Raw genomic sequence first — 9,903 nt, forward strand, 5'->3', positions numbered from 1 at the left:
CCCCGCGATCCGTAGGTCCGGACGCACAGTCGTCGGCTACTTGACGGCTTACGCGCGCGGATTTCTCCCGTAGATGGCCCGCCGAACCTTCCGGACGACAAGGCGCAACCCCGGCGTCACATTCATCACTGTTCGCATGATCGAACCATCCGGTCCGCCGTACCACGGCTCGCCATCAGGCTCCGATTCGTTAGCACGCGGGTTTGTCGGCATTCGCCAATCGTGACACCTGGGCCGGCGGTGAACAACCGGATCAGTGGATCTCGATCTGGCGAAGCTCGCGCTTGAGGATCTTGCCGGTGGGGTTGCGCGGCAGTTCCGGCAGGAAGACAACTTCGCGCGGAACCTTGTAGCGCGCCAGGTGATTGCGCACGTAATCCTTGATTTCCTGTTCGGCGACCGTCGCACCCTCTTTGAGGACGACGAACGCGCGCAGCCGCTGGCCGAAGTCCTTGTCGTCCATTCCGATTGCGGTGGCCTCGATGACGTCGGGGTGACCGCTGATGAGGTCTTCCACCTCGGCGGGGAACACGTTCTCGCCGCCGGAGACGATCATCTCGTCGTCACGGCCGCTGACATAGAGCAGGCCGTTCGCGTCGAAGTAGCCGACGTCGCCCGATGACATCAGGCCGTCGATGATCTCCTTTCCGCCACCGCCGGTGTACCCCTCGAACGGGAAGAAGTTACCGACGAAGATCCGGCCGACCTTGCCCTGCGGCAGCTCCGCGCCGTGGTCGTCGAGGATCTTGACTTCAACGCCCCTGATGGTCGGGCCGACGGTGGCCGGGTTCTTCTGCAGATCCTGCGGGCGGGCGATCGAGACGAACGCGATTTCGGTTGAGCCGTACAGGTTGTAGACCACCGGGCCGATGTCCTTCATCGCCCGGGTCGCCAGCTCGGCACCCAGCTGCGACCCGGAGACGAAGATGATCCGCAGCGAGGACAGGTCCGGCTTGGTCTCCATCTTCTCCAGGGCGTCGAGCATCCGCGAGAGCATCACCGGCACCACCACGATGGCGGTCACCTTGTGCTTGGCAACGTCGGTGAGCACCGTTGCCGGGTTGAACCGCCGGTGCAGCACCAGGGTCGAGCCGAGCGTCATCGCCAGCGTGGCGTGCAGATAGCCCAGCGCGTGGAACATCGGCGACGGCAGGGCTGTGACCTCGCCGGCCTTGAACGGCACGCGGGACAGCACACCGCCGATCGGCGCCAGAGTCGGCGGCGCTTTCCGGTTGGCGCCCTTGGGAGTTCCGGTGGTGCCGCTCGTCAGGATGATGATCGACGACTTCTTGGTGGCCTTCGGCGCGTCGGCCTTGCTGCTGCGGGCGATCAAATCGGCCAGCGTCTCGTCGGTGCTGCCCGAGGGCTCATTCGTGTCGGGGTTGGTGGCCAGCGCTCGCAGCTTGCCCAGCGGCGTCTCGGCCAGCTTCACCGCCTCGGAATACTCGTCGTCGTAGATGATGACCTTGCCGCCTTCGCGGGCGGCGACGTCGCGGATCTGCGGCCCGGAGAACTCGGTGTTGAGCATGATGGTGCGGGCACCCACCCGGCCGCACGCGTAATTGGCGATCATCCACCAGCGGTGGTTGCGGGCCAGAATCGCGACCCCGTCGCCGCCCCTGACACCCATCGCCAGCAGCCCGTTGGCCACCGCGTTGACGGCGTCGTTGAGTTCGGCGAACGTCATGGACCCTTCGTCGTCGATGATCGCCGTCCGGTACGGGTTGCGGCGCGCATTGAGCGCCGGAATCATGCCGATCTCGCCCCAGCGCCGGATGTCGCCAGCAAGCGCGGCGTAGTTCTGCGGAAGGTCGACGCCGAAAGCTCCTGAGCCGATCATCTTCTGCAGGTAATGCACTTCGGCTGAGCCGCGTTCGGCGAACTGCTTGGCCTTGTCCAGCGCCTTGGCTGTCAGATCGGAGAAGTTGGGCATTCACTCACCCTAAAGCCACCGGCATAGGTCATAGGGTGGGATCATGGCGAAATCCGCTGCCGCGACGGTGGTTGCCGCCGGCCGCGAGGTGACGATCACCCACCCGGACAAGGCGATGTTCCCGCCCGCCGACGGGCAACCGGCAATCACCAAACTGGATCTGGTGCACTACTACTGCGCCGTTGCCGACGCCGCCCTGCGCGGGGTGGCCGGGCGCCCGATGATCCTCAAACGGTTCGTCAAAGGCATTGCCCACGAGGCGGTGTTCCAAAAACGCGCACCGAACAACAGGCCGGACTGGATCGACGTCGCCGAACTGAAGTACGCCTCGGGCACCTCGGCGGCCGAAGCGGTGATCCACGACGCAGCCGGGCTGGCCTGGGTGGTCAACCTCGGCTGCGTCGACCTCAACCCGCACCCGGTGCGGGCCACTGACCTCGACCACCCCGACGAACTGCGGATCGACCTGGATCCGCTGCCCGGCGTGCCGTGGGGACAGGTCCTCGACGTCGCCGCGGTGGTCCGCGAGGTCCTCGACGACCACGGGCTGGTGCCCTGGCCGAAGACCTCCGGGTCCCGCGGTTTCCACATCTATGCCCGCATCGCTTCAGACCGGACCTTCGCCCAGGTCCGACTGGCGGCGCAGACGGTCGCCCGCGAGGTGGAACGCCGGGCTCCTGAGCTGGCGACCAGCCAGTGGTGGAAGGAGGACCGCCACGGCGTCTTCGTCGACTTCAACCAGAACGCCAAGGATCGCACCGTGGCGTCGGCGTACTCGGTGCGCGCCGTCCCCGACGCCCGGGTGTCCACACCGTTACACTGGGACGAGCTATCCGATTGCGCGGCAGCTGAATTCACCCTCGCCACCGTTCCGGCTCGTCTCGCCGAGCGGGGCGATCCCTGGGAATCGATGGACGACGACGGCGGCTCGCTGGAGGCGCTGTTGCGACTCGCCGAGGAACTGGGTCCGCCGGAACGGCCGCCGCGGGGCACCAAACCGCTGATCGAGATCGCCCGCACCAAAACCCGCGACGAGGCCATGGCCGCTCTGCAGGTATGGCGGGAGCGCCACCCCACGGCGGCGTCCCTGCTCACGCCGACGGACATCCTCGTCGACGGAATGCGCGGGCCGAGTTCAGTCTGGTACCGCATCCGGATCAACCTGGAGCACGTGCCGCCGCGGCAGCGCCCGAAGCAGGAGGATCTGATCGCCGATTACAGCCCCTGGCGGTGAGCCTATGGTGGTGAAGTGGCATCGATGACGCGTTCGGCCAGCATCGCGGCGCCACCCGCTGCCCTCTGGGACGTGCTGGCCGACTTCGGCGCGCTGAGTTCCTGGGCGTCCAACGTCGACCACTCCTGCATTCTGGAGCGCGGAACGACGCTGCTTGGCACATCGCGACGGGTCCAGGTCGGCCGAAACACGTTGGTGGAACGGGTCACCGAATGCGCCGCGCCGAACGTGCTGAGCTACGACATCGAAGGCCTGCCGCGGCGGCTGGGCCGGGTGTCCAACCGGTGGACGCTGACCCCCGCGGCCGACGGTGCCACCGCGGTCACCCTGACCAGCACCGTGCAGATCGGCCGCAACCCGGCGGCGCGGCTCGCCGAGCGTGCCGCCTGCCGCATGCTGGCTCACCAGTCCGATGCCATGCTCGCCGGACTGGCAACACGAGTGGAGGTGCGACGGTGACAGAACGCGCAGTGACCGACCGCGCAGTGACCGACCGCGCAGTGACCGACCGTCCCGACATCGTGATCGTCATGACCGACGAGGAACGCGCGATCCCGCCGTACGAATCGCCCGCGGTGATGGATTGGCGACAGCGGGTGCTGACCGGGCGGCGCTGGTTCGACGAGCACGGCGTCAGCTTCACCCGTCACTACACCGGTTCGCTGGCCTGTGTGCCCAGCCGGCCCACCATCTTCACCGGTCAGTACCCGGATCTGCACGGGGTCACCCAGACCGACGGCATCGGCAAGGCCTACGACGACTCCCGGATGCGGTGGCTGCGCCCCCGGGAGGTTCCCACCCTGGGCAACTGGTTCCGGGCCGCGGGTTACGACACCCACTACGACGGCAAGTGGCACATCTCGCACGCCGACCTCGCCGACCCGGCCACTGGGCAACCGTTGCCGACCAATGACGACGACGGTGTCATCGACCAGTCGGCGGTACAGCGCTACCTGGACGCTGATCCCCTTGCCGCCTATGGCTTTTCCGGCTGGGTCGGCCCCGAACCGCACGGCGCGCTGCTATCCAACGCCGGAATACGCCGCGACCCACTGATCGCGCAGCGGGTGGTGGCCTGGCTGGAGGATCGCTACGCCCGCCGCCGGGCCGGCGATGCCGAGGCGCTGCGCCCCTTCCTGCTGGTGGCCAGCTTCGTCAACCCGCACGACATCGTGCTGTTCCCCGGCTGGGTGCTGCGCAACCCGGTCACGTCGTCGCCGCTGGACCCGCCGCACGTACCGCCGGCACCAACCGCCGAGGAGGATCTGCGCACCAAACCGGCCGCGCAGATCGCCTTCCGTGAGGCTTACTACTCCGGCTACGGCCCGGCTGCGGCGATCCAGCAGGTCTACGGCCGCTTCGGCCAGCGCTACCGCGACCTCTACTACCGGTTGCACGCCGAGGTCGACACCCCGATCGACCGGGTGCGCCGAGCCGTCTGCGACGGCTCGGACAACGCCGTGCTGGTGCGCACCGCCGACCACGGCGATCTACTGGGCGCGCACGGCGGGCTGCACCAGAAGTGGTTCAACCTCTACGACGAAGCCACCCGGGTGCCGTTCACCATCGCCCGCATCGGCGGGCAGGCCACCGCGGCACGGGTGGTCGACACCCCCACTTCGCATGTGGACCTGGTGCCCACACTGCTCGGCGCGGCCCGGGTGGATGTGGAGGCGGTGGCGACGACGCTGCGCGAGTCGTTCTCCGAGGTGCATCCGCTGCCCGGCCGCAACCTGATGCCGGTGGTCGACGGGGCGCCCGCCGACGATGACCGCGCGGTGTACCTGATGACCCGCGACAACATGCTGGAGGGCGATTCCGGAGCCTCCGGCCTCGGCCGCCAGTTGGGTCGAACCACCAATCCTCCTGCACCGCTGCGTATTCGGATACCCGCGCACACCGCGGCCAACTTCGAGGGCCTGGTGGTCCGGGTCGACGACCGGCTCTGGAAACTGGTCCGCAGCTTCGACGACCCGTCCACCTGGACCGAGCCCGGGGTGCGGCACCTGGCGGCCAACGGCCTGGGCGGCGAGGTGTACCGCACCAGCCCGCTGGACGACCAGTGGGAGCTTTACGACCTCACCGATGACCCGATCGAGGCTCAGAACCGCTGGGACGATCCGGAGTTACATGAGCTGCGGGCCTACCTACGGATGCGCCTGAAACAGGAGCGAGCCCACTCGGTGCCGGAACGGAACAACCCGTGGCCGTATGCGATTCGGGGATCGGGGTGAGTGAGCCGGCCATCACAGCCGTCCAGTTCTACTGGCGGCCCGGCTGCCCGTTCTGTGTGACGCTACGGAACCGCCTGCGCAAGAGAGGGATTCCGTTCGAGCCGGTCAACATCTGGGAGGACCCGGACGCCGCCGCGCGGGTGCGTGCCACAGCGGACGGGAACGAGACCGTGCCCACGGTGTTCGTCGGCCGGCGGGGAATGGTCAATCCGAGCGTCGACCAGGTGGAGGCCGCCCTTCGGGAGATCGCCCCGCACCTGCTCGAGAGCCGCGCGCCGGGGCGGCGGTGGCCCTGGCAGCGTTAGTGCGCACCCGCCATCAGTCGGCTGACCCGCGGTGCCAGCACCCACACCACCGCATCAACCAGCACCGCCACCGCGCCGATGACGCCGAAGTAGGTGGCTTCGTGCGCGGGTCGGCCACCCACCCGCCGAGCACCGTGGACATCCCACAGCTCCACCCCGAAGAGGTTCACCAGCCCTATCGGATGTCCGAACCGGGTGGGCGGAGCTTGCCGCGCCGGGAGGGGCGGAGGCGCAGCGGTTTCCGTCACGGCGCTCACCTTAGACTTCGCCGCGTGAAGGTGGTCGCGATCTCGCCCTGATCTTCGCCGGAATCGCGGGAGTGGGCGCGCTGGTCTCCGCGCACCCGAGTTTCACCACTGCGGCCCGCTACGGCGGGGCGGCGTTCCTGATCGGCTACGGCCTGCTGGCGGCGCGGCGCGCCTGCGACCGGCCGCCCTGACCCCGGCCGACACCGCACCCGCGCGACTGGGTGCCGTGCTGGCCACCAGTCTGGCGTTGACCTTCCTCAACCCGCACGTCTACCTCGACACTGTGGTGCTGCTGGGCACTCTTGCCAATCAGCAGCAGGACGGCCGCTGGCTGTTCGGGGCCGGAGCGGCGGCAGCCAGCGTGGTCTGGTTCTTCGGCCTCGGATTCGGTGCGCGCCGATTGGCCGGGCTCTTCGCCTCGCCGAAAACCTGGCGCATCCTGGATGCACTCATCGCCGCCATCATGCTGGCGCTGGGGATTTCGCTCGCGCTCAGCACGCGTTGATTAGTGTCGCGCGGATGGGCCCGCACCGCACCCGGCGTCAGTTCCTCGCCACAGCGGCGACCGCGGGTCTGGCGGCGTCCGCCGGTTGCTCGCGGTCCGGAAACGACGTCGGCCGGGCGGTGTACCGGGCCGGTGAGAGGGACGGTCTGGTCGCCGCCGTCGACGAGAGATTCGCCGCCGTCGCGCAGGCCAATCCGGATTTCGCCGACCGCACGGTGGTGCTGATGAACGTCGGAACCCCGGTGGACCCGGTCACCGACGCCGTCTCGGGGTGGCACCGACTTCCTCGCGGCGACGGGACTGCGAGTGACCGCTACGGCCGCCGACACCGATGTCCTGATCCGGTGCACCGACAGCGACGACCAGCGCACGGCACTGCTGGCCGAACCGGGCGTGGCCAACCTCCGCGCCACCAGCCATGGCCGCAATGTCTTCACCACCGCCGACCTCGCCGGAGCCATCGCCTACGCCTCATCGCTGTCGTACCCCTCGGTGGCAGACCAATTGCCTGGACTGCTGGCCAAGGCGCTGGGCTGACCGCCACGGCGGCGGGCATGCTTGGATTGTCGGCGTGACCACCGACGTCGATACCTTCCCGGCGCCGTCGTTTGCGCGGGTGGGCAGCGTCTACTACCCGATTCTGGTGGCGGTCTTCACCGCCCTGGTGATCATCTCCAACGTCACCGCGACCAAGGGTGTCGCATTCGGGCCGATCCTCACCGACGGTGGCTTCCTCGTCTTCCCGCTCACCTACGTCATCGGCGACGTCCTGGCGGAGGTGTACGGCTTCCGGGCCGCCCGGCGCGCCATCATCACCGGTTTTCTGATGAACGGACTAGCCGCACTGGCGTTCTGGGTGACCGTCTACCTGCCGGCCGCGGATTTCTATCCCAACCAGGAGCACTTCGCCAACGTGGTGGCCGCCTACACCCAGCTGATCGTGGCGGGGCTGGCCGGGTTCATCGTCGGGCAGACCATCAACGCATGGGCAGTGGTGAAGATCAAGGAACACACCCGGGAAAAACATCTGTGGGCCCGGCTGGTCGGTTCGACGTTCGCCGGCCAACTCGGCGACACCCTGGTGTTCTGCACCATCGCGGCCAAGGCTATCGGGATCAGCTCCTTCGCGGACCTGGCCACTTACACCGCCCTGGGCTGGCTCTACAAGACCGCCGTCGAAGTGGTGCTGCTGCCGATCACCTACCGGGTGATCGCCTACGTCAAACGTCACGAGCCCACGTACCAGCCCGCCGCGGTCTGATGGTCGGCGAGCGTAATGATCCTCGACTACGGCGACCAGGGTCTGCTGATCCAATGCGGCTCCGTCGCTGAGGTTCTCAGCCTCGTCGAGGTGCTGCGCAGCGCCCCGGCGCCGGGAGTGGTCGATATCGTGCCAGGCGCTCGCACCGTGCTCGTCACGGTGACCGAGCCGGCGCGGCAGGCATCCACCCGGGCCTGGTTGAGCGGCCTACCCGCACCCACAGCGCGGGATTCGGCCCGGGCGGCCGGGACCGAGATCGTCATCGACGTCGTCTACGACGGAGCCGACCTGCCCGAGGTGGCCGACCGGCTCGGCATGACCCCCGCCGAGGTCGTCGAGGCCCACACCGGCACGCCGTGGCGGGTGGGTTTCGGCGGATTCGCACCGGGTTTCGCCTACCTGGTGGGCGGTGACCCCCAATTGACCGTTCCGCGCCGATCCGAGCCCCGGACCCGGGTGCCCGCCGGGTCGGTGGCACTGGCCGACGAGTTCAGCGCCGTGTATCCCCGAGAGTCACCGGGCGGATGGCAGCTCATCGGACGGACCGACACGGTGCTGTGGGACCTTGACCGCCCACAGCCGGCGCTGCTGAGCCCCGGCATGTGGGTCCGGTTCCGCGCCCTGGACATGCCGTGACAAGCCTGGAGATCCTGAGCACCGGGCCGCTGGCGCTGGTTCAGGATCACGGCCGGCCCGGATTCGCCCACGTCGGGGTGACCCGATCCGGCGCGGCGGACCGTGCTTCGCATGCACTGGCCAACCGGCTGGTGACCAACCCCGAGCAGGCCGCCACCCTGGAGATCACCCTGGGCGGGTTGCGTGCCCGCGTCCACGGGGGCCCGCTGCACGTCGCGGTGACCGGTGCGGACGCTCGCCCAGCCGTCGACGGCATGCCCTTCGGCGTCAACAACGTTCAGCGGCTCGACGACGGCCAGGTGCTCACCCTGACGACACCGGCCAGCGGGCTGCGCAGCTATCTCGGCGTGCGGGGCGGTATCGATGTCGCGCCGACGCTCGGTTCGCGCAGCCTCGACACGCTGTCCGGCATCGGACCGCGGCCACTCCATGCCGGCGACGTGATCCCCGTCGGCCGGGCCGGCGACGGGTTCCCCGGCATCGAGCAGGCACCTGTGGCACCGGTCACCGGCGGTCTGGTGCACATCGGGCTCATCCCCGGTCCGCGCGACGACTGGTTCACCGACCCCGACGCCCTGGTACGCACCGCGTGGGTGACCTCCGATCGCAGCGACCGGGTGGCCGTTCGCCTGAGCGGGCCGGCGATCCGGCACCGCTGTCCCGATCGCCAATTGCCCAGCGAGGGTGTTGCCCGCGGCGCGGTGCAGATTCCGCCCAACGGCCAGCCGGTGATCTTCGGCCCCGACCATCCGGTCACCGGCGGGTACCCGGTCATCGGCGTGGTCGCCGACGCCGATGTCGACAAGGTGGGGCAATTGCGCCCGGGACAGCCGGTCCGGCTGCACTGGATCCGGGCCCGTATCGCCACGACGAACCCGTCGGGCTGGTAGAGCTGAATCGTGACGCCATTCTCGTCCAACCAAGTCCACACCGCCCGCCTGGTCCACACCAGCGACCTCGACAGCGAGACGCTGCACAGCGCCCAGCGGCTGCTCGTCGACGCGTACACCGGCGAATTCACCGACGCCGACTGGGACCATGCCCTCGGCGGAATGCACGCCGTCATCGCGCACCGCGGAACGCTGATCGCCCACGCGGCGGTGATTCAGCGCCGGCTGATCTACCGCGGTACGGCCCTGCGCTGCGGCTACGTGGAAGGTGTTGCGGTACGCGAGGATTGGCGGGGCCAAGGGCTGGGCAGCGCCGTCCTGGACGCCGCCGAGCAGGTCATCCGCGGGGCCTACCCGATGGGTGCGCTGAGCGCTTCGGGCGCCGGTGCGCGGCTCTACCGGCCACGCGGCTGGCTGGGCTGGCGGGGTCGGACATCGGTGTTGTCACCAAGCGGCGCCATGCCGACGCCCGACGACGACGGCTCGGTGTACGTGCTCCCCGTGGAGGTCGACCTCGACCCGGATTCCGACCTCATGTGCGACTGGCGGGACGGCGACGCCTGGTAGTTCGCCAAGGGCGAACGGCAACCGGATGTCCGGGTCAAGGGCGCCTACGCCGGGTCCACCGCCCAGCGCATCGCGATTAGCAGGTAACCC

11 protein-coding genes and 1 pseudogene are annotated in these 9,903 nt (G+C 68.8%); 10 read left to right on the forward strand and 2 right to left on the reverse strand.

Annotation, left to right across the window (positions count from 1 at the left end; genetic code table 11):
• Positions 1-253 precede the first annotated feature (253 nt).
• Positions 254-1,933, reverse strand: a complete 1,680-nt coding sequence (fadD2, locus tag ADBZ6I_RS12765; RefSeq protein ID WP_526384379.1) for a long-chain-fatty-acid--CoA ligase FadD2 — start codon at positions 1,931-1,933, stop codon at positions 254-256.
• A gap of 43 nt (positions 1,934-1,976) precedes the next feature.
• Here fadD2 and ADBZ6I_RS12770 point away from each other — a divergent pair, with 43 nt between their 5' ends.
• The 4 genes from ADBZ6I_RS12770 to ADBZ6I_RS12785 are packed head-to-tail and all read left to right on the forward strand — an operon-like array spanning position 1,977 to position 5,706.
• The gene (locus ADBZ6I_RS12770; protein WP_526384381.1) at positions 1,977-3,167 is read left to right on the forward strand and encodes a DNA polymerase domain-containing protein; all 1,191 of its coding nucleotides are present in this window, start codon (positions 1,977-1,979) and stop codon (positions 3,165-3,167) included.
• Between the two features lie 24 nt (positions 3,168-3,191).
• The gene (locus tag ADBZ6I_RS12775; protein WP_526384396.1) at positions 3,192-3,626 is read left to right on the forward strand and encodes an SRPBCC family protein; all 435 of its coding nucleotides are present in this window, start codon (positions 3,192-3,194) and stop codon (positions 3,624-3,626) included.
• A gap of 41 nt (positions 3,627-3,667) precedes the next feature.
• Positions 3,668-5,401, forward strand: coding sequence for a sulfatase-like hydrolase/transferase (locus ADBZ6I_RS12780; RefSeq protein WP_526384398.1), 1,734 nt, complete (start codon positions 3,668-3,670; stop codon positions 5,399-5,401).
• Positions 5,398-5,706, forward strand: coding sequence for a glutaredoxin domain-containing protein (locus ADBZ6I_RS12785; RefSeq protein WP_526384383.1), 309 nt, complete (start codon positions 5,398-5,400; stop codon positions 5,704-5,706). Before ADBZ6I_RS12780 ends, ADBZ6I_RS12785 begins: the two co-directional genes overlap by 4 nt.
• On the opposite strand, the gene ADBZ6I_RS12790 is transcribed toward ADBZ6I_RS12785, so the two are convergent.
• Positions 5,703-5,954, reverse strand: coding sequence for a hypothetical protein (locus ADBZ6I_RS12790; RefSeq protein WP_526384385.1), 252 nt, complete (start codon positions 5,952-5,954; stop codon positions 5,703-5,705). The two genes, ADBZ6I_RS12785 and ADBZ6I_RS12790, sit on opposite strands and share 4 nt — an antisense overlap.
• 38 nt (positions 5,955-5,992) lie before the next feature.
• On the opposite strand from ADBZ6I_RS12790, the pseudogene ADBZ6I_RS12795 reads away from it, so the two are divergent.
• The 6 genes and pseudogenes from ADBZ6I_RS12795 to ADBZ6I_RS12820 form a co-directional block, all read left to right on the forward strand.
• Positions 5,993-6,459: pseudogene (locus ADBZ6I_RS12795) on the forward strand (LysE/ArgO family amino acid transporter); the annotation flags it as partial.
• 306 nt (positions 6,460-6,765) lie between these two features.
• Positions 6,766-6,996, forward strand: a complete 231-nt coding sequence (locus ADBZ6I_RS12800) for a hypothetical protein (RefSeq protein ID WP_526384387.1) — start codon at positions 6,766-6,768, stop codon at positions 6,994-6,996.
• Between the two features lie 34 nt (positions 6,997-7,030).
• A complete protein-coding gene (locus ADBZ6I_RS12805; protein WP_526384389.1) occupies positions 7,031-7,720 on the forward strand; it encodes a queuosine precursor transporter in 690 nt (229 codons plus the stop codon).
• A 15-nt stretch (positions 7,721-7,735) separates the two neighbouring features.
• Positions 7,736-8,356 (forward strand): 5-oxoprolinase subunit B family protein, encoded by a 621-nt coding sequence (locus ADBZ6I_RS12810; protein WP_526384392.1) that lies wholly within the window; start codon positions 7,736-7,738, stop codon positions 8,354-8,356.
• On the forward strand, positions 8,353-9,246 hold the full coding sequence (locus tag ADBZ6I_RS12815) for a 5-oxoprolinase subunit C family protein (RefSeq protein WP_526384394.1): 894 nt from the start codon (positions 8,353-8,355) through the stop codon (positions 9,244-9,246). The genes ADBZ6I_RS12810 and ADBZ6I_RS12815 overlap by 4 nt, the downstream gene beginning before the upstream one ends.
• A gap of 6 nt (positions 9,247-9,252) precedes the next feature.
• Positions 9,253-9,813 carry a GNAT family N-acetyltransferase gene (locus ADBZ6I_RS12820; RefSeq protein ID WP_526384400.1) on the forward strand — a complete coding sequence of 187 codons (561 nt, stop codon included), beginning with the start codon at positions 9,253-9,255 and terminating at the stop codon, positions 9,811-9,813.
• Positions 9,814-9,903 lie beyond the last annotated feature (90 nt).

The sequence above is a fragment of the Mycobacterium sp. genome, from assembly GCF_044342925.1.
Lineage (GTDB): Bacteria > Actinomycetota > Actinomycetes > Mycobacteriales > Mycobacteriaceae > Mycobacterium.